Genomic DNA, 25483 nt, shown 5'->3' with positions numbered 1-25483 from the left:
CCACCTTCCTTTCTTTTCTATTCCATCGGCACTCCGCCTGGGAAAACCCAGCCGATCCAACCCTGGTGTCCCTGGCATACCGCCGTCTGCCAGGCGCACCACTCTTCCAGTGTCTGGATGCTGTGGTATCCGGCATTATGTGCCACCATGCCGTCTCCGAGATACACGCCTACATGACCGTAAAGGCTTCCCATATATCCCGACCCTGACCCGCATACGATCGCTCCTGGCGGAATATTTTCCATACTGGCTCCACCGGTTCCCTTATATGTATTCCACATATCAATTGCGTTGCCGTAGGGCAGCGCCGGGGCGCCTGCCGCCTGATAAACACCTGTCACCCATGCCGCGCACATATCCGGCGTACAGGGATAGGTTCCGGTATTGCCCTTGGCCACGTCAACGATCTGCCGCATGGATGGGGTGATGGTCCCGTCATATGGTCCGCCCCCGCCCAGGCCGCTTTTATAGTCCGCATAGTTCATGTTGTCAAACTGGTAAAGGCCATACTGCTCCATCAGCTGGATACATCTTGTCACATAGGAACTGGAAGTCGCCCATCCGGCAGCGCAGATCCCGCGGATAAAATTTTCCGCGTCTTCTTTTTGGTACTCCCCGTCATTCTGGTTTAGGTACGCAGACACCTGGCCGGCATAGGGCTCCCTTAAAAGCATCCATGCACGCTGCCGGATACACGCCGCATAATCCGGATAGACAGAAAATCCTGCCGTGGTCTCCTGGTACCCTCCGTTAAATTCCTCTCCCGTAGTCATATCCACTGCGCCGGACGCATATTGGTCACCGCTAAAATATTTGATGCCGAATAAATTTTTATGGTCATAGGCGAGCTTCGATAATCCCTCTCCGCTTTCCCCTCCCGGACCATACAGTCCGAACCCGGATTCCGCGATCAATTGCGCAACACCGGATGAAACCGGGATGCCGGATTCCTCCTGCACTTCAAAGAATGCTTCCATCATATCTTCCGTCACAAAGGCAGGCAGGTCATACCCGGCTGAGTTTGAAGATGTCAGCGCGGATAAGATGGAAACAATGATCACTACCACTGTACAGAGCACGGCGATCAGCGGAAGGATCGACGCGACCATTGCCAGCAAAGCGGTCACAAGTGTGCTCACCATATGGAGGACGATTGCCGCAAGGGACGCAAGCCCCGTTGTAAGGGTTGTACCCGCGTATGCTGCCAGCCCCTGCAGCGTTCCAAACGATTCCCCTGTCTGTGATCTCTGTTGTGCCTGCTGCGCCGCCATCGCCCGTGCCGCCAGTGCTTCTTGGAACACCTCTGCCGTTTTTTTTGCGGCGGCTGCCGCGATACCTGCCCCTCCCTTCCCCGCGTTTTTTGATGACGCGCTGCCGGAGGCTGCGGCCATGCCTTCCGTTTTTGTTCCTGTAAATGCCGCGCTGTTGACCGTGGAAAAAGAACCCTGGCTGCCTGATATTTCCGGTGACGCCTTTCCAACTGGGGAAAAATGTTCCGCCCCTTTTTCCCGTCTCTCCTGCGCGCGCGGCGTTTCCGGCGGGCCGTGCTGCTTCTCCGTCCCGGATGCGCTACGGCGCTCCTTTTGTATCTGGTCCGCGCGCGTCACACGGGGGTCTTTTATGTTTCTCCCAGCGAACGGGTTCTTGGCAGGTCCATACATATGTCCGGCATAATCTTTTCTTCCTGCCAGTTCCTGTTGGATGTTCCCTTCCCGGAATACGCTGCTTATTTTCTCCGCCGCCTCCCGGGGCTGATGGGTACCTGCTTCCCTGGTCCCTGATTTAATGAACTGTGCCTGCTTATGCCCCGAAAGCCGGTTCCATTCTTTTTCTTCCCTGCGGGTCATAAATCTCGCCGGGTCGATTCCCTTCCCTTCCTCTTCCTGGTCAGGTTCGTCCCCCAGCGGGTTTAAATTATTTTTTACAAACTGGATCCCTTTTTTTGATATCTGGATCTCTTCCTCCAGCAGTTTCAGGTTCCGTTGTCTTGTCTCCCTGATCTCCATTTACCCCACCTTCCGATACCGTCCTTCCCTTCCGTCTGTGCGGAGCAGGTTTTTATTTACAAGCATCAGGAGCAGTGCCTCAGCCTCTGGCCGTCCCATATGGCAGATCTGCATCACATCCAGCACATCAATGGGCGACAGCTCCGCGATCTCCAGCAATTGCTGATACTTATTTTTAACCATTTGTTCAGCCATGCGGTTCTCTTCTTCCATCAGTCTTTCTTCCGTAACTGCAAGCGGTTTATTCCCTGGAAGAAGATCCGTCTTATGCTTTGCCTTTTCATGGAAGTTTGTACTAAAAGATTCATATAACGGATTATCTTTCCGTATGCGCGCGCTGAAAAGTATCACTTTTTTATTCCAGACGATGATGCCCTCCCCCTCCCTTCCGGACTCCAGCGCCTTATATTCCTTTGCGCTTAATTCCTGGATCGCCGCAAGGCTCTGTGCGTCTACCCCGCCCTGGTCCAGGAAACATTTGTAGGAACAGTTCTGGAACATCTCCGTCAGGGTTGGGTTCGCCAGCGCTGCTGTCACATTCTGCATTGCCATTGTTACAATGCCCCCGAACTTCCGGAATGTGATGACCGCGTTGTTTAGCATTTCTGCCGACCCCGGCTTCTTGGAAACGACCTGGGTCTCATCTACGATCAGCTGCGTTGCTTTCTGCAGCTTCTTATTGTAATCCATCCTTGCGGACAGATAATGCAGGATCGTGACCATGACCGCCTCCCAGTTATTCTCCGGGATGTTCACCATGCCGAATCCGACAAGGCGGCTGTGGATCTCTATATTGGACGGGTGCGCGAGCATGTCGCAGCTTCCCGACGTATACTCTTCCAGACAGTTATAAATGGGACGGATGATCCCTTCATCATGTTCATTGGACGCCTGTTCCAGATCCTTTTTTATTTCGCTGCGCAGCCAGGTCAGTGTGGGCTGCCTTTTTAACTTCTTTTGCGCAAATACCTGCTCAAACATCCTCTCTGTGCACCGGCTGATCACGGAACCATGCTCCTGGGTAACCTCGATGTTTTTCATTGCCGCGGCGCACAGGCTTTTCGCGTATTCTGTCTGCTTTGCGACAAACTGGCGTTTCACTTTCGGGTCTGACCCAAAGACCTCCGCGGATACTTCAAACCCATTCAGATAGATCCCTGATTTCGGGGTCAGGTCATAATAGACGCCGTGGTAAGAATTGATAATGCTTTCAAACTCATTCTGCGGGTCTATGACCAGGATATCATCGTCCGTGGAGACCAGGGTCTGCGCGATGTCTGTCAGTTTGATCATCATGGATTTTCCGGTCCCCGAGAATCCAATGATGATCCCATGCGGGTTCGGCAGTGTCTTCCGGTTCCCGACAACAAAGCGCTTCGTTGTACGGTTCATGCCCAGCATGTGCCCGCCCGGTTCAATGATATCCTGTGCATGGTACGGCTGGAACGCGACTAAGGAAGAGGATAAAAAGAACCTCATGTAATCAACCTGCCTCCCGCCCACCGGGAGCGCCGTATTCCATGCTTTTAACTGCCGGTAATCACAGGTCTGGAAAATACACCCTTCCGTCCTGCCTGTTTCCTTGATCTCCTGGACACGCTCCGCAAGGAGGTCTTCCGTTTCTGCCGTAACGACCATCAGGAGGTTCATAAAATATCCTTTTTCATCGTTATCATCCACCTGGTCAATATAGTTTTCAATATCCTCTTTCCGTCTTTTTTTGCTGTAAGACGGCTGTGTCACGATCAGGTTTGCTTTCCGCTTCTGGTCCATCTCTGCCGCGATCGCCTGTTCATTATTCATCTGGACGGCAGCCAGCTTGTCATTGACGATATCTGTTTCCACCGGCGCAAAATCCATCGTCAGGACAGACGGGTATGCCAGGTTGGTCAATGCCCTGACGAACGTGTCAGAGTCTATGGATTTCCGGTATTTCGCCCCGTACAGCACGGATACATAAGTATCCCCCATGACCATAAAATTCCGGTACTGTCTGATGCCCCACGGCAGGATATCATTTTGCCAGCTTCTGGTTTCCGGTGATTCCCCGGGGAACGATATATATTCCTGTTCTTCCGGTCTTCCCGGCTGCATGACCGCCTGTAGCGCGCACAGCCGCTCCCTTGCGTCCAGCTTCACGATACGGCTCCCCCAGATCGCAAAAGCATCCATGACGGTATTTTCCAGGGCATTTAAATAGATCCTCGCATTCTCTTGTGTATCCGCCTTGGCAGTCACCACAAGGTAACGGATGGTCGTTACATTTAAGTTTGCTTCCTCAAGGGAATCCTCCTGCCACCTGTGGATCCCCTCCGCAATGTCCGGATAGGTATCTTCGTTCTTTTCGGCCCTGATGGACTTTAAAAACTCATCCATGCTCTGGTACTGGTTCGCCAGCGTGATCTTAAAATTAACATTCATGGAATTCAGCCATTCCATCAGTTCCAGAAGGAAACTTTTTTGTTCATTTTTATTCTTATTGATATAATTAATGTCCTCAAACAGGTAGCAGCTGTCATATAAAGCCTGTTTCTTTTTCGGTTCTATTTTAAAAACACCGTTTTTAAACGCTTTATCAATGTTCAGTGCCTGGCGTACCGTTTTCGGGATTTTCATGACCGGCTGTGTTTTTTCCTTTCTCGCCGCAAATGCCCTGTTTCCATTTAATACTGCCATGGTCTACATCCCCTTTCCGCGCCTTCTGCGCCTTCCTGCCCTGTCCGCGCTGCCGCGCATTGTAAATACGGCTGCCGTTTCCCTGTATTCTCCTGCTTCTGACGCCAGTTCCTTTGTCTTTCCCATATATCTGATTTCTTTTAACAGCTGGAAGACCGTCATCCCCTGGTACTGGTAGATGCCGGCCCATCCGATCAGCAGCATGGCCGGCAGTCCCGCGTACACACAGATATTGACTGGTATCCCCGTAAAATACCAGAGGAATACTGCCGTCCCTATGGAAGCAAGCAGGGCAAGTATCCCCGTGACCAGCTCCCGGGCGGTCAGCCCTTTCCAGAACGTTACCCGGAACTCCTCTTCAAAGTTTTTGTTCATATCAATCTTCATCCTCATCCTCCTTTACAAATCGAATGTTTTATTACAGATTAAATGTCTTATTTAAGAATGGCCCAACCCCTTTTACCATGGTTGCCATAAGGATCATATACAGGACGGACTGCATTGCCTGCGCAAATCCGTCAAAATTCTGCGCAAATGTCTCTTCCGGCAGGTTGATCCCGCCGATCAGGCGCCCTGTAATTGACATGACCAGCGCAATTGCCACGATCTCAAAAGTATTCGATAAAAATGTCTTCAGCCATGCCGTGGCAGCTCCATCCATTCCTCTTCCCCCTGAAACAGCCGGTACCGCCAGGGGATAAAACACGATCAGCAGATACAGCTTGATATATCTGCCGTACAGTGTCAGGAAGATCATGGCCGCGCATACCACTGCTACGATAAAGTACCCGAAGCCAAACAGCCACCAGAACAAATGGGCGCCCAGGTCATTGTCATTGACATAGAATTCCGGCGCGGCAAAACTGGCCACCTGTCCTGCCAATGCGGCAGCCATTTGGAAAAAGGTACGGATAAACGTCAGTCCGGTCTGCAGCAGCAGGTTTACTGCCACAAGCCGGACCATTGCCTCCACACACATTTCCAATGTAAGGTTTTCTTTTAAATTAGAGACCGAACGCAGGAATCCGATCATAAAAAATACATTCATACAGACAACGCCGATCCCCAGTGCCCACGGATATAACGTCCCTGTGACAAATTCCCATGTATCCCGGGAAAACACATCCGGTGACTCGCTCATCAGTCCGGTGGACAGCTGCATGACCCACATCCATATCCACTTGGCACCTTGGAAAAAAGGACCGTAAAATAATTCATCAAAGTAATCCAATACATACTCCGGCATGCTTCCTTCTCCTTACTATCTCCCTGCCGACATAGCTGCTATGATCAGCGGCAGGATCTGCGGTCCCAATACTGCCACAATTCCCGAGCCTACCCGCTTAAACGCCATGGACTGTGCGCCCCCGTCCTGTGTGTTCAGCGCCATCGCCCATTCAAAAAGCCCCCATAACAGGAGCAGCGTCCCTATGGAACTGACAATGGCGGACACGATCCCTACAATGATATTGAACCCGTTTGTCACAACCGCGGCCCCGTCTTCCCCTGCCGCAAAGGTCTGCATTCCGTAGGACATTGCCAGTGCTGCTGATAATGCCGTCCCATTTACCGCTGTTTTTAACTTCTTATACCTCTCTGCCCTTCTATATTTCTTTATCATTCTATATTTCTTCACCATTTTCTTATCACTCCCCGATCCGTAAAATCTTCACGCCAAACAGTACCATGAGGATGATAACAAGCATCATCCCTCCGAAAAATGCCGTGCCGGCAGCTGCCGGATAGTATTTCTGTGCCGCATACGCAGCGAAGATCCCCGCGATGATCCCAATCGCAGCCGATACGATAAACCATGCCTTTATTTTCCAGTTACTTCTTCTCATATATGCTCTCCTTTTCACACCTTATTTTTTGGTCAATGCTGTCCGTTTCCGGATCTCTTTTTCCTGTATCCTCTGTATCACCGCTTCGCACGGTTCCGTCTTATCTGACAGATACTGTAACGTTGTCTCAAAATCCTTGTACCGGCTGTTTTCCAGATAATCCAGCGCTGCCGGTATCCTTTTTCCGGCTGCCCCCTTTTTCCATTTTTCCTGCAGCAGCAATAACATGCCCCTGATATCCCCGGCTGCGTCATATGCCGTTTCCATGGCTTTCAGGAATTCTTCCGGGTATTTTTTTTGCGGCAGCCTCCTGCAGTAAAGGGGCGTTTTCTCCGGCGCCTTCAAAATGGCCAGGCATAATGCGGACAGGACCAGACAGGCCCCTGCGGTACAGGCAAAGAGGAGTCCTAAACAATGATAAGATATCATAACCTCCCCCCTTACTCCTGCCGGAAGCAGTCAGCGATCTCCTGCACCCGTTTCATTAGTTCATAGGCTTTCATCTGGTTTGTAAAATAACCGGTCGCGCACACCTTTTTCTCTGCTTCATCATAACAAAACTGCACCCCGGGGAATTTCTCATTGCAGGTTTCCAATTGCCTGCGTAACCTGGGGCTGTTCTTCCTCTCTGCTGAGATGTCAAATGTTGCCGGCTCTACAAAGAGGAAATGGTAGGTCAGCCCCCTTCCTTTTGCATACAACAGTTCCCCGTCTTCCGAATGGCGGATCTCCAGCTCATCAAGGTCTGTCCTGTTTCTTTTCAGGTAGGACTGCAGCACATGCGCGGTCAGTTCCTCTTCCGTTTCAGGTACAATTCCGGCTGGCTGTGTCCCTTTTGTCTCCCCTCTGCTTTTACTCCCTGGTCCGCACGCTTCTGCCGTCTGGGAAGAACGCAGCTCCACGATCTTATCCAGCAGCTTTCCCCGTTCAACTTGCATTTCCTGGATCGTTGCCTTCAGCTCTTCCCGCTCCTTCTGCGCTTCCCGGGCCGTTGCCTTCAACTCTTCCCGGTCCTTTTGCATTTCCCGGGCCGTTGCCTTGAGTTCGTCTTGTTCCTTCATGAGGTTCTGTACTTTTTCTTCCCCAAGGCGGATTCTATGGTTATGTTCATCAATGGAAATGTAGTTTTCCAGGTCAACCGCCGGGACCGGGTTTTGCAGGGCTTCCGCGACCCCCGGTTCCAGCAATGAGATCCGGTAGTTATAATCGTCCGTTAAACGCTTCAATTTCATCTCTTCATTTCTGACCTGCTCAAGCTCCAGGTTATACTTCATAAGCTGGTCCTTTTCCCACTTCTCGAAATGTTCCTGCCGCGCTTTCAGCCCCTGTTCCTGCTCCTCCAGTTCAAGGGAACGGCTGTTTAGTGCCTCCCTGTCCTCCTCCAGAGCTTTCTGTTTTGCCGTTAATTCTTCCCGCTGTCCCTCCAGCTCTTTCCTTTCGGATGTAATATGCTTAAGCAGCGCTTTTAAACCCTTTTCCTTTTCTTCAAATGCCTGTTGCCTTAACTGGAACTCCTTTTCACGCTCCGCAAATATGGCCCTCGTCTTTTCAAGGAAATCCTCGTGTCTTTCATATTCCGTGCCTTGCATCTCTCTCCTCCTTCTTATATTTTTTCATCCTGGCCTCCTGTGCCGGTTTTCGGCACATCTTCTTTTATCAAAACAGGGGCCGTGTTCCCTGCCCCTGTTTTGGTCTCATGGTTCTATTTTTTGATCACGTTATGGACGGATGTGATATGGTTAAACCACTGGTAATCATCTTTCGCGTTTGTAAACGTTACTTCTGTCCCCTCCGGTCTTGCTTTCAGGTTCGCGTCCGCATAGGTACCGAATACTTCTGCCTGGCTTTTTGTATCCCCTGTGGTCACCTTCACATTGGTTCCGTTTCCTTTTACTGACTCCAATCTCCAGCGGCTGACGGTCAGCTCCTCACATTTATAATCCGTGCTGTTCGGGATATCCTTGAATGTGTAGGACATGGACACCTTTCCGTCTCTGGCATTTTTCTTTACATACTCCCTGTCAAAGACAAACGTATGGTAGAACGTATGCCCCTTTCCATCCAGCCCGGTTCCCGATACTTTGACCATGAAGGTTGGGTTCCCATGGTCCCACCAGATGGTATCCGCGTCGGAAGGGATGGTCTTTGTCACCGTCAGGTCCGCAATCATCAGCGTATTGGTGACCTTCGCTGTAATGACTGCCCCGGATGTGCTGTACTCGGTTTTCCCTTCATATCCGGGGACCTTCTCTTCCGTTACCGTATACTTGATCTCCTTTCCGGTAACGTCATATTTTTCAAGGTTTTTAAAGGTATATTTCCATCCCATGTCTGCGGTTATACTTTTTGAACCGACCTTCGTCCCGTTCTTTAACAGATTGACCGTGATTTCATCCGGCCGCCTGGAAGAATTGGAATCATCCCAGTTTTTCTGTACCGCTACACTGACATAATGGTTGGTAAATTCCACATTTGCACTGACAGCCTTGATCTGCAGCTTATTATTTGCGTTATCATACCTGCCCGCCGTGGATGTGACGGAAACCGGGTTTCCGGTGACTGTTGTAATCTCCGGTGCCATGGATACTTTTGCCGTCTGCACCTGGCTGCTGATGATGTTGTCTTTATCATCCACTTCATACACGTAATAGGTACCCGGGTTGATCGGTACAGATGCCGCTGCGCTCTTGCTTCCTGCCTTTACCGTCACAGCGGCGCTGCCTGCTTTGTTCACTACCTTTCCGCTCTGCTTATTTTTGCTGAAGGCAAACCGGTAGGTCTGGTCCGTTGTAAATGCCGCCCCGTCAATATTCTTCTTAATGGTGATACTCGGGTTATCCGCCCGGTTAAAGACCAGGGTCGGCGCGTCCAGTGTGACCGTGTCCACCGTATTGGGGTTGGTGGACGGCACATACGTCAGCTTCTGCTGGGTATTGGTTTTCTCCTGTTTATCCGTTCCGCCTGTGGGGGTATTGTAGCCGGAATACTTCACCGGGAAATTCATGGAGTGCCCGGCTGCGCTGTATCCGCCGTCCGTCATGGTTCCGATATACCAGTAGACCGTTTTTGTGCTCCGCACATAAATGTATTTTGCCCCCGCTTTCGCCGCGTTATAAACCGCTGCCGGCACGCCCTTTGTGGTTCCGCTTCCAGGGCTTGCAAGCACCTTCCATCCGCTTCCCAGCTTGGACTCGTCCAGCGTAAACGGCCCGGCCAGCTGGTCTGTGTAGAAAGCGTCATTGCCGCGGATGGTTATGGAAAACTCCGAATTGATACGGTCCATCACGTCATTATAGAGATCGTTAAATTCGGAAACATACTGGGCAAAAAATCCCATACCGCTGGAATCTATATGGTCCAGCCGGGACGCAATGCTGTTATCCTGCCGGTTGATCCCCACTCCGCAGGCATACACCGTAACACCATTGATCCCCTTCAATGCCGCCGCCTCGTTGACGCCGTTGATATAGGGGTTGTTAAGGTCTGACGGCTTCCCCTGGGTTCCCTGGGGCATGCCGTCTGTCAAAAATACCACCAGTGTTTTTTTCTGTTTCTCAGCGCTGTTCCTGCCGTTTAACAGGTCGATGCCCTTCTGTAAGGCGCGGGACCAGTTCGTTCCCTCATACGTGAACGGATTGTTGATCTGGTTTTTCAGGGAGCCGAAATTGGGGCTGTCCGTGAACCCCAGATAAGACACCCCGTTTTTGTATGTCAGCTTGTTTTCATTGTCCGTATAAATGTTGTCCGTAGAACCGCCGCTGCTGGCATTGCTCCAGCTCCCGTTTTCAGGCACCGCTCCCCAGAACGGCACATAGGCGATCTTGTTGGACGGGTTTAAGCCCCGGATGCCGTCTACCACCTTGTCCATGAACCACTGGCTTTTGGCAAGTCTGGAAGCTGCCGTGCTCTCCCCCGTATCATCACAGGTCCTGAATAGCTGCCGGTCACCGAAATCATAGACCTGGGAAACATCCAAAAAATAAACTTGATAGTCTCCCGGCTTGCCATCACTTTTTATCCAATTATCACAGCGTACCACCCGCCGTCCTGCAGCCAGGTAGGATACCGCCTCCTCCCGGCTGTCCAGCCGGTAATAGCTGTGCAGGTCGGTGCTTGAAATGTTGTACAGGTTGTTTCCATGTACCATCTGCCCGGCCTGTAAGGACGGGGAATTCGCGTCCCCCTTGACCATCAGGTAATAATACCGGTCATCCCCATCCTGGCAGGGGGAATTGTAATAATTTTCCCCGGGGACAAAAACATTTCCATTCAGCGCGTTGCGGTATTCCTCGCCGACGCATTCGCTCGCATTTTCAGACCACCCCTCCACGCTCCGGCACGGATACCACCAGTGGTTGACGCCGTTTACGGAATAACCGTATTTTGTCAATGCCAGGTTGAATCCGTAGTTCGGGTCCATGGAACCGGATTTATCCTGCACCAGGACCACGTTCATGTCCTCTGTGCCCTTATAGACGCCTGAATTGGACGAATAATACAATGTAACCCTGCCGTCCCCATTGTCCTTGTCCACCCACTCGCTTCTTTTCGCGATATCCGCTTTTAAGTTCTCCCAGGTATCAATGCCAAGAAGCATGGGTTCATCCGCCTGCGGGTTGTAATCATAGCGGTCAAAATCCGCCGGGGGCTCATCGTTTGGCACAACTCCGGTAAAGTCATACTCCCCGGTCGGGTCCGGCGAGCCGAACTTTCCTTCCGGGTTTTTGCCGCCGTTTGTATCCCCGGCCGCGGTATTTTTTTCCCTTCCTTTCTCCATCTGTCCTGTCTGTGCCTGTTCCTTCTTTGTCCCCTCCCCGGTCTCTTGGTCTGTTTCCTTTTTCCCTTCTGCCTTTTTATCTGCCGTTTCCTGTTTTGGCGCGTTTTTTTCTGTGTCTGTTTCCTTTGCGCCCTCTTTTCCGGAGACTTTTAAGGACGCGTCCCCCGGGTCCTTCTGCCCGGTTTCCTGGACCGTTTCCTTTTCCCCAGTAAGTGTCAGGTTCTCTGCATAAGCCATACCCGGGACAGCCGTTACCAGACATACGGCAGCTAACAGCATTCCCAGCAGTTTCCTTCGTTTCATTCCTGGTCCTCCTTCCCTGTTTCCATCCGGTCTCCTTCAATGGACTTAAACGCCGTTTCCGCGTCCTCAAACCCGTCTGACTGTACGGACTCGAAGACCACGTCAATGGCAGCATCCTTGATAAAGTCCGGTATGTCCTGCTTTAATTTAATGTGCGTAAAGACCGCGGGCGTCTTCTCCCCCGGCGCCACCGGGTCGCCGTAATACATCCATCCGTCTTCCGCCTTTACCCACGCTTTTGTATGGAAACCTTCCGTACTGCCTGTATAATATGTGATATACTCCCCTGCCCGGCTGTCTGATAACAGCACTTTTGCGCGCACATAGCAGTCCACCGTTCCCGTATTTTCCGCCTTCGGTTCTTTTACCGTTTTCTTTCCCGGCTCCACCGGGTCAAACGGCTCATCCGGCACGATCTCATTGCTTCCGATGGAAAAGGCGTTTACCGCCCGGTCCCCATCAGAAAGATACGCCATTACAGAACCGATGCCTAAGATTGCGGCAGCCACTGCAAACACGATCGCAATGGTCCCCGCCAGTTTTCTGTATTTCATATCAAATCCTCCTGTATATCCTGTTCTTTCTGGTCCAGCAGCGCTGCCAGTATAAAAAGCGCGGTCACCCCGGTCAGGACCATGACCTTCCCCCGGTCTGTCTGCAGGAACGTCATAACATATCCCAGATATGGGACCGACCCCATATTTTTACCGAGATAATTCTTTTTTGTGGTTGTGGTTCCATCGGAATGCGCGTTTGCGTCGCCTTTTGTCTCCATCCCCTGGTCCGATATGCCGATGACCCGGTGTGTGACCTGGAGGTCACCTTGGGAAAAAGCGATCACATCCCCTTCCCTGATCCGGGAATAGGGGACCTCCGTATCAATGAAGCACATGCTTCCCACATGGATATCCGGCTCCATGCTGCCGGAAACCACCGCGTAAGGCTGTATGCCCTTTATCTGGAGAATCAGGGCAAGCAGCGCGGCTATGACCACGGCTGCGCAGGCCAGGTCAAATAAGCTGCGCAAGGCTTTCTTCATTCTTTCTCCTTCCTTTCCGTAAGATCAGGGTCCCGGCGCCGCACAAAACACCCCCTGCCAGCAGATAGGTCCCCGTTTTACGGGCGTCCCCTGTCTGGACAGTGGTTAAGGATTCAATGGGTTCCGTAGAAAAGATCCATTTCACCCGGTTCGTCAGGACTGTATACCTGTTATCCAGTTCCTTTGGTACGGACAATTCAAAATGGAATTTCCCGGAAGCTTCCGGCGGGATCTCCCCTAACAGCCTGTTCTCCGTGATCCCTTCCCCTTTGAGCGGCCCTTCATAAATGGTTTCTGTCCTGCCGTCAATCTCAGTTGTGATCTTTAACCCCACCTGTTCAAGCAGGTCGTTGCTTTCCGTATCTTCTGCCGCGGATCTAAAGTACAGTTTCACCGGCTTACCGTCCGTATTCCGCAGTTCCGCGGTTTCCTCATAAGTATCTCCCGGCAGCATGACCGGAAAGTTTATGAAAAAGTCTTCCGGGTTAGAAAACAACTGTCTGGAGCTGCCCTGGTAGACCACCTCCAGGCTCTGGTTATCTGCCTGCTGAAAGGATGTGATATCATACTGTCCTTCCTTTTTACACCGCTGAATCTCCACCGCGCCCCACGGGGCGTCTGCTTCAAAATCGGGGATAAAGTTCTGGCTTTGGATCCCCTCTGCATGGATTTTCAGCTGGAAACTGCTTTCCTCTTCCTGCGCAAAATCTTCCGGGATCTTAATGCTTTGGAACAGGTCTGTCTCATCACCTGTTTTTAATATGTCCGTGTAATACAGATACCCATCTTTCCCTTCCTTCCACTTTTCTCCGATCTCCTGCGCCTCAATGCTTTCTTCCGTCCCTTCCAGCTCCAGCTTCACCCGGATATAGCAGTCATTGCCGTCATTACGGATACGCGGGATTTTTGATATCACCTGTCCCGGTAGGATATCCTTTACGTCTTCATATGCTTCTTCCTTCCCGTCCTGTATCTGGTATTCTTCCAGTTCGATATCCACAATGCCCGTGGAGATGTGGTTTATAACGGACGTCTCTGTCATTGCAAATATTGTGGCGCCGCTTCCGCACATCAGTACAGACAGGCTTGCAAGAAAGATCAGCAATTTTTTCTTTTTCATACAAATCCCCTTCCTTACTGTGCTTTTTCTTCCGATCCTGCCGCCGGTACATCAGGTTTTGTTATCTCTTCCCTGTTTTTCCCGTCATCCATGGTTTCTGTCTTACCGGATGGCTCCTCTTTCTTCTTATTTGACTCCTTTACATCTGTCTTGGGGTCTTCCGCCTCGTCAACTGCTGTTTCCGGCACCTGTGAACTTAAGATGCCCCAGACTTCCTGTGCGGACACCTTTCCTCCCTCCAGGTCTGTTGTCTGGATGCCATACGCATTGATGGTGATCTCCGGATGTGATTCTTCCAGTCCCTGGTCCTCGGCTACATTTGCCATGGTAACGGTATCAAACAGTGCTCCTGTTGTGACCCCCTTTCCAAGGACTGTGCATTTCTCTTCCGTCCCCCAGACATACAGGCGCGTCACACTGTTCTCTGTCTCCTTTCGCTCCTTTGTCAGTTCTGTCCAGCCCTTATTCACGGTATAGTGGAACAGCTCGGTCGGCGCCGCCGGGTTCTTTGTCCCGTCCGGGTTTGCCGTCACCAGCGTCAAACGCGGTACGGTAACTTCCAGGAAAACAAATTCATCATTGATCCCGTCATTTAAGATCTGGGGATCCTTTTTGACTGTTTTCTGCGGCGTCATATGGATTCCGCTGCCCGGCTCCCAGTTCGGTTCCTGCAGATCCAGTTCAATCCTTCCTACTGTAAATTCATTGACGGCTGTATCCGCGTCTGTAAAATACGCCATGATGCCGCCTACCGATACAGTCCCTGCCAGAGCCGTACAAAGCACGGCTGCTTTTACTTTCTTATTTACCTTTATCATAGTGTTTTTGCAGGATGTTCCTGCCCTCCTTCTTTTTTTAGTCTGTGTTTCATTGCACCCTCCCGGTGCGTGTTCCCTTCTTTCCTCCTTTCTGCTTTGGAATATCTATATCAACCGGAAACGCCAAATAAAAAGCAGAAAAAAAGAAGCCTCCTTTAAGACTTCCTTCCTGCTTTATGTTTATTTTTCTGTTTCCGGGAATTGTAACACCCCGTGGACGGTGTACCGTTCATCCATACAAATCCCTCTTGTACATAGTCTAGCTCAGCTCTTATTTGAAACAGAACATACACAACCCAATTTTCAATTACTCCGCGCATGTGTTTCCAGAGGACTGCTTTACGTGCTATTTTATGCACTTCCTTTTTGTCTCATTTTCCTTTGCCAATATATATATTAAGACATATATTGGGGCATCCACTTGCAGGCTTATAAGAAGTACCCCTAAAACAAGTCCTATATCAATAGATTTTGTATATGGGAAGAAAAGATAATATATAAAACACCCAAATAATAATCTCAGTCCCCAATGAATATTCATAAGTAAAACTGCACATTTCTTCATTTTTATTTGCCTCCATAAGATTTCTATTTATGCTGCACTCTAAAAGCCTTTCCCTATTTCAAGGACTTTTTGCCTCATATCTCAGATAAATAAACAAACAGCAGTCAGTGGGCTTGCGCTCTTGTACTGCTGGTCTGACTACTCCAGACTTCCTTCCTGCCTGATGTTTATTTTTCTGTTTCCGGGAATTGTAACACCCCGTGGACGGTGTACCGTTCGCTGCCGGAATCAGTACAGGTTGACAGGGTCAGGATCCGGTCTTCCGGCTTAAGCTCCATGGCAGCTTCCCCAAGCCTTACTGTCATCTCCTGCCACGTCTTATAATCCCCCGCGTCTTCAAATACCGTCCGGTAAGTCTCTGTAGCGTCATGACACTGGTACGCGCTGTATACCTGCCACCTCAATGCCTGTTTTCTCTCCGGCAGATAGATATAAATATAGGGATGCGAACTTATATTTTCCACATCCCTGTAGTTTTTAAGCCACCCGAACATCTGGCCGTCAATCATGTTATGTCCGTAAAGTATGGTATGGTTTCCCGAAAAATCCGCCGCTGCGGCTGCACGCATAAATATGGAGCCGGCAGGGTTATATTCACCCGCATAATCCCTATGCAGGTAATGGTCATCATACGGGTTTTTCAGGACCGGATAATCTACCGGGGTATCCGGGATATAGATCCATGCGGCAATATCCGGGTTGGTCTTTTGCAGCGCCGCAAAGTCAATCTGACGTTCCAGATCCGGGTCTGACGTCTCCCCCGCCTGTGTCCGGGTGCATTCCGCCCTGATCCTTTTCATATTTTCAGAGTTTTTCCAATAGGGAAGTTCACTGCATGCCGCCATAGCCAGAAAAACGGCTGAAACTGCAATACATATCCTTCCGGTCCATTTCCTTTTCATTGTCTCCTCCCTGTAAAAAACGGTAACAAAAAAAGCCCCTGCTGTCATTGCAAAGACTTTTCCTGTCCGTGTTCTATTTATCTGATTCTACTTTACCACATCTTTTTCTTATTATCTAGGTCTGTTTAGGTCACCCCTTTTTTGAAAAAAATTAAAGCATTTTATTTTAACCACTATGAAATCCCATACCTTTCCCATATCTGCCTAAATTCAGCTTCATTGATGAATCCTGAAAGCAGATCCTGTTTGGATGATGACTCTATTTCCCTTACTTTCATATCATACCAGAACCAATCATCTTTCTCATACAGCTCATCTGCTTCATTGATTAGATTTCTTAATAATTTTGACATCGAAAAATCTAATTTAATATCGTCATTTCGGTATAAAGTAAATTCCATGATTCTCCCCCCTCTTTTTATGTTTATGGTACACCGCATCACTTTTTGCATTATCTTTTTGTACCGCCATTTCTAATTGCTGTATTTTTCTTAATGCTGGTTCCAATACATACTGATACCGTATATTTAACACTTCCCTATAAAAGTCCTTTCTTTCCTTTGAAATAAAGCCCTGGTCCATATCATCAATAATAGTAAGCACTTTTTGTAAATCAAGGTTGCGCAGGATACGTTTCACCGCTTCATTACACTCCGGGTTCTTTCCTGAAATAATATAATTTGCCGCATGAATCCGTCTCCCATTTTCACGGTAACAGGAATATACGTTGATTGCATGATTCTTATATTCGCTTTTCGGCAGGCTTTTAATCTCTTCGTCACCCATAAGCGGAAACAGACAAGAACCACAATCAAAAACGGGGGCAAGCTGCTTAATCTGCTCATCCGTTCCCAGAAATCCCCAATTGCCTGTATGCCGATCCGGATTGCCAATGAATGTATCAACAACAAACATATCCCAGAATCGCTCTGAAGCATCAGAGACCTGTCTTAATCTGGGATTGGCAGAAATATCACTGACGACCTTGTCCAACTCAAGGTTATTTGCCCCCGCTTCCTCAACATTTGCAAGCTGCAAACGTTTATATTCATACAAGTGCATTCCCTCTCCGGTAAAATCTTCACAGGCACAGACAATTTTTGTTTCTCCCTTATCTGTCTGATAAGCCCCAAGGATTACCTTTTGTGTTTCAATTCCAACGGAATCGTATATTTTACAGCCAATATACTCTGAAATGGTATTGTTAACATATGAGAACGTTTTATTCCGTTCCCTAATAGGATCCGGAAACTTTAACAAATGTCTTTTTCCGTTATACTTGATCGTCTTTTTCTTTTCCGAGCCTTCGTATTTATTTGCATACTCTATACAACCTGTAAAATCTATCATGTTTATTCTTCCCCTGTGTAGCTTGAATATTTTTCCCGCAGTTCCCAGGCATCGTATTCGTTCAGTGTTCCATCATTTACTGCTATTTTCAGAGTAGTCAGAAACAGCATGAAAAAACGCTTATACTCATAATACAATGACTTGTTATCCGGTTCAGCTTTTATTAAACCCCTTAAACGTTCCAACTCTTTTACATCGTCTTCTAAATAAGTAATTGTGCAATTATTCATATCCCTATCACTTCCTCTGTCTACAGTATACATCCTTTCCCTCCTTTCATCAATCTTAAGATTGTATATATATTATGAATGAATATATTTTAAAGACTTAATATGCCCCTTTCCTTCATCCCCTGTATTCATTGGATTTACGGTAAAATCCGCCTTTTTCATGGGGAATAAAAATGGACGCTGTCCCTGTTTATAGTGCATTGATATTAGACCGGACATTTCCTGCCGGGGAATGATTCTGGACTATGTTTCCTTTTTTGCGCATAAAATTAGACTCCCTTTCCAAAAAAATATTCCGGATTTCATTCCGGAATGACTGCTTTCGTCTCATTTTATCCATTTGTCCTGGCTGTTTCTGTATGGATTGTGATCCCTTTTTTACTGACTTCTTTTTTTGCCAACGGGAAATAAGCCTTTTTATCAAAAGGCCGTTTCCATCGTTTCTTTCAGCAGTACATGGACATGTGCTGCATTTAATAATTTACTTCCCTTTTCGGCGCTGCGCTGTATGCAGGCTGCAAGGTCATTTTTTAACCGTGCCAGCGGTTCTCCGTTGTCACGGTATCTGATCCGGTACTGCTTTAACAGCCAGGCTGTATCATGCAGACTGCCTTGGCTGTACTCCAGCTTATGGCGTCTGCAGTTTACTTCAACAAAATATTCAAACTCCTGTTCTTCCACGCCTTTTTCTTCCGCAGCAGAAAACAGGGACCGTTTGTACGTGATCCAGTATTGTCCGTCTTTAATCCCGACTGCGAAAAAATGCCGCAGACTGTGCAGATAATAACGGACCACCCGTTTTGTAACCCCAAGCATCTCTGTGAATATGTGGTAAAAGTTTTTCGTTCCAACATGGTAGCTGCTGCTGTTTTCGTGTGTCCGTTTTAAAAATTCAAACAGCAGGTATTTCTCATTTGCCTTCAGCTTCTGGAAGGCTCTGCTGTGGAACACCTGCCGGTGCAGGTTCACATACCCCTCCCTGAACGCCCCCTCATAGGAAAAATCATTATTTCGTATCTGGATGTCATAGTCTGCGTTTCCCGTACTTACTGCTGTGATAATTCCTTTGTGCTGCAGGGAGCGCATGACTGTATAAAAGGACTGTTTGCACATCCCTGTTTTTCTGCATATGTCTTTGTTATGTACGCCGGGAACTTTCCCTGTGATGTCCTGATAGCGTGCGATACTAAGAAAAAAATCCATCTCCCGGTTGCTCAGATTTCTGAGCTTCGGGAGCAAACTGTATTTGATCCTCATTTTATTGTGCCTTCTTCCGTCAAATTTTCCTGATTTATTTCCTGGCCAGCTTCTGATGTTCCCCGTCATCCTCCTGATCAGAAGGTCTTCCATAGAGCAATGCGATTACAAGATAAATGATATATACCGTGACCAGCAGTTTCAAAATGATGAAAAATGTATTTCCGCCGGAAACACTGTCAAGCGCTTTTAAGATAATGATTCCTGCCAGCATCTGGATCAGCTGGAACAGTTTCTTTTTTGTCTCTCTTTTTAATCTCATGTTGGCTCACCTCTTCTTCGTATACTTTTAAATAAATCCTTTTAGTTTTCTTTGTTCAGATTTTTCAAGTGTCCCTTAATCTCCGTCATACTTGACTCCACATTCTTAAAATGCCTCCCGTTCCTGATCGTCTTTCAGTTCCGGCAGCGTGCCGACTTTCGGCACATCCTTCTGATCTTCTTTTTTCACCTTTTTTAGCTTCATCTTGTTTTTCTTTTCTTCTTGGATTACTATACCGACTTTAAGACGTAGCAAAAATCCATTGAAAAAAACAGCATATATAATAAAAAAAGTATTATGTCAGATTGATTTCTGTTTAACCTGAATATGTCCTTAAAGAATGACAGAACCATAACTGCCTCTACTAATGCAAGCAAATTTATCACAACCACTTCACATAAATGTAACATATTCTAATTTCTCCCTTTCTGGCTGTTTTCCACCATCCGAATCCTAGACACCTTCTTCCGTTAAGTTAACTGGAGATAACATGTTATTACAAAGAGCGGCGGATATAGCAAATAAAGTATTATGGCAGTTTGGTCCAGACTTAACCTGAATCTGTTTTCACATAGCCGCAGAACCATATATGTTCCCAATGATGCAACAACATTTGCTATAAATGCTTGACCAAAATGTATCATACCCAACGCCCTCCCCATCCAGCTGTTCTTCACCATCCGTTTATCTGCCGTCAGATTCAATTTCAAACTCCTTTCGCAGTTTCTTTAAGTGTCCCTTAATCTCCGTCATACTTGACTCCGCATTCTTAAAATGCTTCATGCCGGGAAGTAATAAATACAGATCTTTCCCGATACGTTCCTTTTCCTTATCCCAGTAGTTATTATACGGATACTCTTTCACAATGATCGCCGACCCATCCGGAAGGTCGTACCTATAAAATGTTTCTTCCGTATACGGATTGGTACACCAGATCTGCCACGTCCCATATGTATTCACAAATGCTTCCCGTTCCTGATCGTTTTTCAGTTCCGGCAGCGTGCCGACTTTCGGCACGTTCTCCTCTTCTTCCTTCCGCTGCGTGCCGACTTTCGGTACATCTTCCTCTTTTTCCTTCTGCTGCGTGCCGACTTTCGGTACGTCCTCTTCTTCCTTCCGCTGCGTGCCGACTTTCGGTACGTCCTCTTCTTCCTTCCGCTGCGTGCCGACTTTCGGTACATCTTCCTCACGTTTTTCATCCTTGTATTTCAAGATATCCTTCCGTTTCACGAACCCCTGGTCCAGTATGGCTTTCTGCTCTTCCGCGGTAAAAGAAGCAAGCTCCACAGCGGCGCTTTTATCAATCCTCCCGACTTTAAACTGCAGCATGGCATCCTCACAGAGGTTCTTGCTGATTTTCATATATTCGCTTATGGTGGAACGTTTTTTCCCAAACTTTTTGGCAAGACGCTCCACCATCCTCCCAGTCTGCAGATCCGGGAATTCCTCCGGATAATGGCTGATCAGATACTTCATCTGCTCCAGCTCATGCATAATCTCATAATCCGTTTTTTTACTGTAGCCATTGGATGAATACAATTCAAATTCTGCACGGACATCGGAAATATTTTCAATGTCACAGGGAAGGAAGGCAAACTGTTCCTGTCCCTCTTCCTCTGCCAGATACCGGCATGCCTCCATGCGGTGGTGCCCGGCAATGATCTCATATTCATCCGGACCTGTCCTGCGGACGTTCAGGTTGTCCAGCACCTTCCCGTCTGCCCTTATCAGCCACGCAAGGGCTGTGACACGCTCCCTGAACTGGGCTATTTCCTCCGCTGTTGTACCCATCCGGTACTGCTTTGGATGCGGATGTAGCTTTGTGTAATGGATCCATTTGAAATTTTTCTTTGGGTGGGGATCCGTCTTTCTGACCTCCTGGAATACTTCCCCTATCTTTGCCATCTGATCACACCTCCAGAAGTTCTTTTGCCAGTTCCAGATAGTCTTTTGCCACCCGGGAGCTGCGCCGGTGCTTCATGACAGGTTTGTACCGCTGCAGCGCATTGTTCACTACCTCGCTCCGGCTGATACAGTTTTCCATAAAAGACCAGTCATGTTTCTGCACCATATCCGTGTAAATGGCGAGCTGGGAACGCTTATTTATGACCATATTTGCAAAGATTCTCCAAGTGGCATCCTTTTCATATGCAATTCCCGTCAGTTCATCCTCCAGAAGGCTTAAATTGTCCCTGCAGAAGTTTTCCAGCTGCACCGGTGTCAAAAACACATCCCCTGCAAGCAGTGCGCTCCTTGTGACCGCCTCAACCGCTGGACGCGTATCAATGATGCAGATATCATACTCCTGCCGGACCTGTGACAGTGCGGCGCCAAGGGCCTTCTCATCGGATGCGTCTGCTTCTTTTAACTTCACGCTGCCTTTAATGATATCTATGTTTTCGTATTTCGTCCGGGCAATGATGTTTCTGATCTTCTCCGGGGACCGGAAAACCTCCTGGATCGTACGGCCGGAATATCCATGTGATTTTACAAAAAACGGCGTCAGGTTTGACTGTGGGTCCGCGTCCACAAGAAGCACCCTTTTTCCAAGCGTTACCATGCTGTAGCCAAGATTAACCGCGGATGTTGTTTTTCCAACACCGCCCTTTAAGTTTGTGATTACAATTGTTTTCATTCTTGTTCTCCTTTTCCCATTCCGAAATTCAGCATTTTGTATTTTCAAATATTTTTGGTTTTTATCATTTTTTCCAGCAATACTCTCTCTTTTTTTACCAACGTGGTAGTCTTATATCTGCCACGTTTTCCTTAACAGCCACTTGATCATATTGAATACAATATCACTGACAATAGCCATTCCCCATGCATTTTTGCTGAATAAACTGATGCTGGTAACGACACCTGCAAAAATAGTGAGGATCAGTTCTTCTGTACGGTTATTCCAAAAATCCTTAGTTACACAAATACATGTTATAATCAGTACTGATGTACCAAAGAAACTATTTGAAAGAATTCCTACAAATATTTCTTTTGGTACTTTTTCTACCCTGTTTCCTTCGCTAATAATAAACAACACCTGCATGAAAGTTGCACTTATAAAAGCAGAAGATATCATCAACTGGCTGCGCCCTAAAATAAACAGCAGCCTTTCCCGCAACTTCATTCTCCGCTCTCCTTTTCCCATGAATCCCTATTCCTTTTCTATGTGTTCTGGTTTGTGCCGAAAGTCGGCACATTTATAATCCAATTGGCCATAAATAAGTTAATTGAATATATTTTTTCCCCACTTTCAGCAATCCCCTTCTGGAAGAAAAATGTAAATATCTTTTTCATAAATTTATTGTTCTTTCCGGCAGTTTTTTTGAAATAATTTACTGGGCATATATTTTAATAAACCTACCCTGACCAAAGATAGAACAATAAACAAACACAGAACGTTTGCTACGAATATTTCTGTTTGCCAATATATAATAAAAATATTTATTTCAAAATATAATACATAAAAAACAATCAAGACAAACAAAATATCCAATATAAAAAATATTATATTTTTCAATAGTTTTTTCATTTATACACCGCCTTTTTCTCAGTTATTTTCCATGCGGAAATCTGGCATTTTTTGTATACTATCATTTCACAGATTGATCCTGTCCCCTTCCTTTTCCCATGAATCCCTATTCCTTTTCTATGTGTTCCGGTTTGTGCCGAAAGTCGGCACATTTATAATCCTAATGACAACTGCTCGAACTCTCCAGTCCCTTCCTTTTTCTTTTTCCTGCATGGTTTCCTTTTCTCCGCATTTCCCATAATACTCACATTGCTCAGTCTGCTTTCATACAGTGACTGTATCTGTTTGAGACCGTCCGTCCGAATGGATTCAAACCGGGAATGGCTGACGCCGCTTTCCTGTTCCACTGCTTTATATGGCTCTTTCTCCACATACAAACGGCGGATATAGGTATACTCTTTTCCCCTAAGCGCACGGAAGCAGACCATGATCCGGTTGATGCTTTCTTCCTCTTCTACAAGCCGGTATATCTCATTTGACAATTCAATGGCGTACCGCCGTTCCATCTGCTGATGCTTTATCATGGCATCCAGCATATCCTGATGCTGTCCGCCCTGCCCGCCTCCGCCCCCTGAATGCAGGTTCAATTTTTTCATGGATACCGCTTTCAGGATGGAATCGGTATCCATAATTTCATCCTGAAGCATCAGGATCCGTTTCCGAAGCTCCTGTAAAAGCTCCCTGTGGCTTCCAAGAACCTCCTTGATCCGGTTTTCATCAATTTTTTGCATATACGTCCCCTTCTTACTTATTAATTAAAAGGCAGTTCCTCATCGAACCCGTCCGGTACATTCATAAATCCATCATCGGATCCCTGGCCCGCCGCTGGATGGTTCCGCACCGCCCCGCGTCCGTCCTGCTCTGCCCTGCTTTCTGCAAATTCCTGCTCTTCTACAACGATGTCTGTTGTATAGACACGGACGCCATCCCCGTTGGTGTAGCTTCCCGTCTGGATCCGGCCGGATACCGATACACGCATTCCCTGGAAGAAATACTTTTCTGCAAATTCTGCTGAACGCCCGAATACTACACAGCGGATAAAATCTGCCTCCGGTTCGTTCTCTCTCCGGAACCGCCTGTTTACGGCAAGCGTATATCTTGCCACTGCCATTGAGTTTTCCCCTTGTGAATATCTGACTTCCGGGTCCCTTGTTAATCTTCCTACCAATACCACTTTATTCATAATAACTTCTTCCTTTCTGCCGGTATTACCGTACCGGCACGGTTATTTTTTTGATTTGTGCCGAATTTCGGCACATTCTATATCATGTTTTTGTACCGAAAATCGGCACAAAAAAACTACCAACCTAAATATTGGTTAGTAGTTTTTTCAGCGAATTCACTTGAAAGTAAAACACTTCTCTTATCCTAATTTTCTACCATCAAAAATATCAAACTCCCGGCAACATATATTTCATAGCATCTTTCAGGTTCATTTTATCTTTCCTTTGCATGACTCATATACTCTTTTTTTATTTCTTCTATCATCAACATTTTTTTATATAACTGTTTTATCCGTTTTAAATATGCAGCCAACATCCAAAACACTATTATTGTAATGAAGATTATAAATGTCACATTTAAATAAAATGTAACTTCTGCAATTTTAATTTCAATGTCACGCGTGATTGCAATATACTGTACGATCTTCCCTGTATATTCATAAAAAATATTCCATGCAGACATTAAAATTGATATTACAATAGATGTAAAAAAAACAAGCAAAACATTCTTTTTATGTTCATATTCCGATTTTAAATTAATATATTCCATATCAATTTCATCATCTTCCATACCCAATATTCGTTGTTTTTCTTGCCGATATCGTATCAGATCCCTTTTCTTTCGTTCCTGAAAAGATATATACATGACAGCTTGTTTTACTTTTGCACTAAATCCTTCCATCCGCTTCACACTCCTTTTTTATCATAACATATTATGGTTTACTACAAAACTATCTTTTTAAAAACCGCCATTTAAAATGATAAAAGATATGTCAGATAATACAAGATTACTACTAACCAATATTCAATTTGCAAGGTACACTTTGTGCCGAATTCCGGCACGTTCTATATCATGTTTTTTTTGCTTTATATTTCCTTTTTTACCCGGTTACCCTACATGAGGTCTTCACACCGTTCTTTTCAATCGTTCCAAGTATTCCAATACGCTTATGCTACTCTCCGGATCCGATGAACGGGTATTTTCTCCTATCCCTCTCGAACTGTCCCGTAGTTTTATAAAATTTACATTTCCCATTTTTGCAAAACATCTGTTTCAGTGCATTGCATTTATAGCTTCCCCTATATCCAAAACAATCCTTCTTAACTCCATGTTCATCCATCATTCTTATCCTCATCTGCTCTCCCCTGTGTCCTGATCAGTACGGCAGCGGTACAGGGTTTGTCTTCATCTCCAGCAAGGGAATTTATCAGAGAATCCGTTCCGTCTTCTGATTCTGTATACCACCTGACTTCCTCGCACTCTTCCTGAATATCCCACAAATCCTGCTGTATGAACTCTAAATTCAGATTCTTCACGATAGGCTTTTTGTATCGCAACTGCTTAGCCTTAAACCTTTTAGTTTCTTCCGCATCAACCATCACACACCTCCGCTAAATTCATTAAATCTTCTTCGCAATTCGGACAAAGCAGTTTTCCGTCCTCAAAATCTCCCTGCAGCGTAGGTATCTTCTCCCTCTGCCTTTCCCTTGCCTCCCGACATTCCTCGACTGTGCCGATTGCTCGGTACTGCTGTAATTTTTTCATGGATTCTATAGCTACAAAAGCGGCTTGCCCTAATGGCGT

Annotated in this window: 28 protein-coding genes; all 28 read right to left on the bottom strand. The window is 47.0% G+C overall.

Features of this window, described 5'->3' with window-relative positions:
* Nucleotides 1–17: 17 nt before the first annotated feature.
* Nucleotides 18–2006, bottom strand: coding sequence for a glucosaminidase domain-containing protein (locus tag NFS18_RS13815; RefSeq protein ID WP_251391146.1), 1989 nt, complete (start codon nt 2004–2006; stop codon nt 18–20).
* The gene (locus NFS18_RS13810) at nt 2007–4682 is read right to left on the bottom strand and encodes a VirB4-like conjugal transfer ATPase, CD1110 family (protein WP_251391144.1); all 2676 of its coding nucleotides are present in this window, start codon (nt 4680–4682) and stop codon (nt 2007–2009) included.
* A 3-nt stretch (nt 4683–4685) separates the two neighbouring features.
* On the bottom strand, nt 4686–5069 hold the full coding sequence (locus NFS18_RS13805; protein ID WP_251391142.1) for a PrgI family protein: 384 nt from the start codon (nt 5067–5069) through the stop codon (nt 4686–4688).
* A 31-nt stretch (nt 5070–5100) separates the two neighbouring features.
* Nucleotides 5101–5928 (bottom strand): hypothetical protein, encoded by an 828-nt coding sequence (locus NFS18_RS13800; protein ID WP_251391141.1) that lies wholly within the window; start codon nt 5926–5928, stop codon nt 5101–5103.
* Between the two features lie 15 nt (nt 5929–5943).
* Entirely contained in the window at nt 5944–6321 is a 378-nt protein-coding gene (locus NFS18_RS13795; RefSeq protein ID WP_251391139.1) for a hypothetical protein, read from the bottom strand.
* A 7-nt stretch (nt 6322–6328) separates the two neighbouring features.
* Nucleotides 6329–6526: a hypothetical protein gene (locus tag NFS18_RS13790; RefSeq protein ID WP_251391137.1), complete on the bottom strand. Its 198-nt coding sequence runs from the start codon at nt 6524–6526 to the stop codon at nt 6329–6331.
* 21 nt (nt 6527–6547) lie between these two features.
* Nucleotides 6548–6955, bottom strand: a complete 408-nt coding sequence (locus NFS18_RS13785) for a hypothetical protein (protein ID WP_251391135.1) — start codon at nt 6953–6955, stop codon at nt 6548–6550.
* An 11-nt stretch (nt 6956–6966) separates the two neighbouring features.
* Complete coding sequence (locus NFS18_RS13780; RefSeq protein WP_251391133.1) at nt 6967–8115, bottom strand: coiled-coil domain-containing protein; 1149 nt, start codon at nt 8113–8115, stop codon at nt 6967–6969.
* A gap of 113 nt (nt 8116–8228) precedes the next feature.
* On the bottom strand, nt 8229–11606 hold the full coding sequence (locus NFS18_RS13775) for a Cna B-type domain-containing protein (RefSeq protein ID WP_251391132.1): 3378 nt from the start codon (nt 11604–11606) through the stop codon (nt 8229–8231).
* The gene (locus NFS18_RS13770; RefSeq protein WP_251391130.1) at nt 11603–12160 is read right to left on the bottom strand and encodes a hypothetical protein; all 558 of its coding nucleotides are present in this window, start codon (nt 12158–12160) and stop codon (nt 11603–11605) included. The genes NFS18_RS13775 and NFS18_RS13770 overlap by 4 nt, the downstream gene beginning before the upstream one ends.
* Nucleotides 12157–12645 carry a signal peptidase I gene (locus tag NFS18_RS13765; protein WP_251391128.1) on the bottom strand — a complete coding sequence of 163 codons (489 nt, stop codon included), beginning with the start codon at nt 12643–12645 and terminating at the stop codon, nt 12157–12159. The genes NFS18_RS13770 and NFS18_RS13765 overlap by 4 nt, the downstream gene beginning before the upstream one ends.
* Entirely contained in the window at nt 12617–13765 is a 1149-nt protein-coding gene (locus tag NFS18_RS13760) for a hypothetical protein (protein ID WP_251391126.1), read from the bottom strand. The genes NFS18_RS13765 and NFS18_RS13760 overlap by 29 nt, the downstream gene beginning before the upstream one ends.
* Nucleotides 13766–13779: 14 nt before the next feature.
* The gene (locus NFS18_RS13755; protein WP_251391124.1) at nt 13780–14583 is read right to left on the bottom strand and encodes a TasA family protein; all 804 of its coding nucleotides are present in this window, start codon (nt 14581–14583) and stop codon (nt 13780–13782) included.
* A gap of 346 nt (nt 14584–14929) precedes the next feature.
* A complete protein-coding gene (locus tag NFS18_RS13750; protein WP_251391122.1) occupies nt 14930–15148 on the bottom strand; it encodes a hypothetical protein in 219 nt (72 codons plus the stop codon).
* Between the two features lie 167 nt (nt 15149–15315).
* Nucleotides 15316–16050 carry a class B sortase gene (gene srtB / locus NFS18_RS13745; RefSeq protein ID WP_251391120.1) on the bottom strand — a complete coding sequence of 245 codons (735 nt, stop codon included), beginning with the start codon at nt 16048–16050 and terminating at the stop codon, nt 15316–15318.
* Between the two features lie 173 nt (nt 16051–16223).
* Entirely contained in the window at nt 16224–16451 is a 228-nt protein-coding gene (locus NFS18_RS13740; protein ID WP_251391111.1) for a hypothetical protein, read from the bottom strand.
* Complete coding sequence (locus tag NFS18_RS13735) at nt 16426–17400, bottom strand: HipA domain-containing protein (protein ID WP_251391109.1); 975 nt, start codon at nt 17398–17400, stop codon at nt 16426–16428. The genes NFS18_RS13740 and NFS18_RS13735 overlap by 26 nt, the downstream gene beginning before the upstream one ends.
* A gap of 2 nt (nt 17401–17402) precedes the next feature.
* Nucleotides 17403–17663, bottom strand: coding sequence for a hypothetical protein (locus NFS18_RS13730; RefSeq protein WP_251391107.1), 261 nt, complete (start codon nt 17661–17663; stop codon nt 17403–17405).
* Between the two features lie 387 nt (nt 17664–18050).
* Nucleotides 18051–18887 (bottom strand): hypothetical protein, encoded by an 837-nt coding sequence (locus NFS18_RS13725; protein ID WP_251391104.1) that lies wholly within the window; start codon nt 18885–18887, stop codon nt 18051–18053.
* A 34-nt stretch (nt 18888–18921) separates the two neighbouring features.
* Nucleotides 18922–19149 carry a hypothetical protein gene (locus NFS18_RS13720; protein WP_251391101.1) on the bottom strand — a complete coding sequence of 76 codons (228 nt, stop codon included), beginning with the start codon at nt 19147–19149 and terminating at the stop codon, nt 18922–18924.
* A gap of 684 nt (nt 19150–19833) precedes the next feature.
* Nucleotides 19834–21054 carry a ParB/RepB/Spo0J family partition protein gene (locus NFS18_RS13715; RefSeq protein ID WP_251391099.1) on the bottom strand — a complete coding sequence of 407 codons (1221 nt, stop codon included), beginning with the start codon at nt 21052–21054 and terminating at the stop codon, nt 19834–19836.
* 4 nt (nt 21055–21058) lie between these two features.
* Nucleotides 21059–21784, bottom strand: coding sequence for a ParA family protein (locus tag NFS18_RS13710; protein ID WP_251391097.1), 726 nt, complete (start codon nt 21782–21784; stop codon nt 21059–21061).
* Between the two features lie 111 nt (nt 21785–21895).
* Nucleotides 21896–22270: a hypothetical protein gene (locus NFS18_RS13705; protein WP_251391096.1), complete on the bottom strand. Its 375-nt coding sequence runs from the start codon at nt 22268–22270 to the stop codon at nt 21896–21898.
* 557 nt (nt 22271–22827) lie between these two features.
* Nucleotides 22828–23406, bottom strand: coding sequence for a hypothetical protein (locus NFS18_RS13700; RefSeq protein ID WP_251391094.1), 579 nt, complete (start codon nt 23404–23406; stop codon nt 22828–22830).
* Nucleotides 23407–23426: 20 nt separating this feature from the next.
* Nucleotides 23427–23858 (bottom strand): single-stranded DNA-binding protein, encoded by a 432-nt coding sequence (locus NFS18_RS13695; protein WP_251391093.1) that lies wholly within the window; start codon nt 23856–23858, stop codon nt 23427–23429.
* A gap of 254 nt (nt 23859–24112) precedes the next feature.
* Nucleotides 24113–24580 carry a hypothetical protein gene (locus NFS18_RS13690; RefSeq protein ID WP_251391091.1) on the bottom strand — a complete coding sequence of 156 codons (468 nt, stop codon included), beginning with the start codon at nt 24578–24580 and terminating at the stop codon, nt 24113–24115.
* Nucleotides 24581–25011: 431 nt separating this feature from the next.
* The gene (locus NFS18_RS13685) at nt 25012–25278 is read right to left on the bottom strand and encodes a hypothetical protein (protein ID WP_251391089.1); all 267 of its coding nucleotides are present in this window, start codon (nt 25276–25278) and stop codon (nt 25012–25014) included.
* On the bottom strand, nt 25271–25483 hold a 213-nt coding region (locus NFS18_RS13680), incomplete at its 5' end, for a hypothetical protein (RefSeq protein WP_251391088.1). The genes NFS18_RS13685 and NFS18_RS13680, both read right to left, overlap by 8 nt.

It is taken from the genome of Mediterraneibacter agrestimuris, assembly GCF_943193195.1.
GTDB classification, from domain to species: domain Bacteria; phylum Bacillota; class Clostridia; order Lachnospirales; family Lachnospiraceae; genus Schaedlerella; species Schaedlerella agrestimuris.
The sequence above is the reverse complement of the archived record's forward strand: the minus strand, read 5'-3'. Positions and strand labels throughout refer to the sequence as shown.

Coding starts and splice junctions, on each gene's coding strand:
- NFS18_RS13740 (WP_251391111.1), bottom strand. CDS start 16,451: ATGGAATTTACTTTATACCGAAATGACGATATTAAATTAGATTTTTCG.
- NFS18_RS13755 (WP_251391124.1), bottom strand. CDS start 14,583: ATGATAAAGGTAAATAAGAAAGTAAAAGCAGCCGTGCTTTGTACGGCT.
- NFS18_RS13810 (WP_251391144.1), bottom strand. CDS start 4,682: ATGGCAGTATTAAATGGAAACAGGGCATTTGCGGCGAGAAAGGAAAAA.
- NFS18_RS13690 (WP_251391091.1), bottom strand. CDS start 24,580: ATGGAAGGATTTAGTGCAAAAGTAAAACAAGCTGTCATGTATATATCT.
- NFS18_RS13795 (WP_251391139.1), bottom strand. CDS start 6,321: ATGGTGAAGAAATATAGAATGATAAAGAAATATAGAAGGGCAGAGAGG.
- NFS18_RS13790 (WP_251391137.1), bottom strand. CDS start 6,526: ATGAGAAGAAGTAACTGGAAAATAAAGGCATGGTTTATCGTATCGGCT.
- NFS18_RS13805 (WP_251391142.1), bottom strand. CDS start 5,069: ATGAAGATTGATATGAACAAAAACTTTGAAGAGGAGTTCCGGGTAACG.
- NFS18_RS13815 (WP_251391146.1), bottom strand. CDS start 2,006: ATGGAGATCAGGGAGACAAGACAACGGAACCTGAAACTGCTGGAGGAA.
- srtB (WP_251391120.1), bottom strand. CDS start 16,050: ATGAAAAGGAAATGGACCGGAAGGATATGTATTGCAGTTTCAGCCGTT.
- NFS18_RS13730 (WP_251391107.1), bottom strand. CDS start 17,663: ATGTATACTGTAGACAGAGGAAGTGATAGGGATATGAATAATTGCACA.
- NFS18_RS13765 (WP_251391128.1), bottom strand. CDS start 12,645: ATGAAGAAAGCCTTGCGCAGCTTATTTGACCTGGCCTGCGCAGCCGTG.
- NFS18_RS13780 (WP_251391133.1), bottom strand. CDS start 8,115: ATGCAAGGCACGGAATATGAAAGACACGAGGATTTCCTTGAAAAGACG.
- NFS18_RS13725 (WP_251391104.1), bottom strand. CDS start 18,887: ATGAGGATCAAATACAGTTTGCTCCCGAAGCTCAGAAATCTGAGCAAC.
- NFS18_RS13785 (WP_251391135.1), bottom strand. CDS start 6,955: ATGATATCTTATCATTGTTTAGGACTCCTCTTTGCCTGTACCGCAGGG.
- NFS18_RS13750 (WP_251391122.1), bottom strand. CDS start 15,148: ATGAAGAAATGTGCAGTTTTACTTATGAATATTCATTGGGGACTGAGA.
- NFS18_RS13770 (WP_251391130.1), bottom strand. CDS start 12,160: ATGAAATACAGAAAACTGGCGGGGACCATTGCGATCGTGTTTGCAGTG.
- NFS18_RS13695 (WP_251391093.1), bottom strand. CDS start 23,858: ATGAATAAAGTGGTATTGGTAGGAAGATTAACAAGGGACCCGGAAGTC.
- NFS18_RS13775 (WP_251391132.1), bottom strand. CDS start 11,606: ATGAAACGAAGGAAACTGCTGGGAATGCTGTTAGCTGCCGTATGTCTG.
- NFS18_RS13685 (WP_251391089.1), bottom strand. CDS start 25,278: ATGGTTGATGCGGAAGAAACTAAAAGGTTTAAGGCTAAGCAGTTGCGA.
- NFS18_RS13735 (WP_251391109.1), bottom strand. CDS start 17,400: ATGATAGATTTTACAGGTTGTATAGAGTATGCAAATAAATACGAAGGC.
- NFS18_RS13710 (WP_251391097.1), bottom strand. CDS start 21,784: ATGAAAACAATTGTAATCACAAACTTAAAGGGCGGTGTTGGAAAAACA.
- NFS18_RS13800 (WP_251391141.1), bottom strand. CDS start 5,928: ATGCCGGAGTATGTATTGGATTACTTTGATGAATTATTTTACGGTCCT.
- NFS18_RS13760 (WP_251391126.1), bottom strand. CDS start 13,765: ATGAAAAAGAAAAAATTGCTGATCTTTCTTGCAAGCCTGTCTGTACTG.
- NFS18_RS13715 (WP_251391099.1), bottom strand. CDS start 21,054: ATGGCAAAGATAGGGGAAGTATTCCAGGAGGTCAGAAAGACGGATCCC.
- NFS18_RS13720 (WP_251391101.1), bottom strand. CDS start 19,149: ATGAGATTAAAAAGAGAGACAAAAAAGAAACTGTTCCAGCTGATCCAG.
- NFS18_RS13705 (WP_251391096.1), bottom strand. CDS start 22,270: ATGAAGTTGCGGGAAAGGCTGCTGTTTATTTTAGGGCGCAGCCAGTTG.
- NFS18_RS13700 (WP_251391094.1), bottom strand. CDS start 23,406: ATGCAAAAAATTGATGAAAACCGGATCAAGGAGGTTCTTGGAAGCCAC.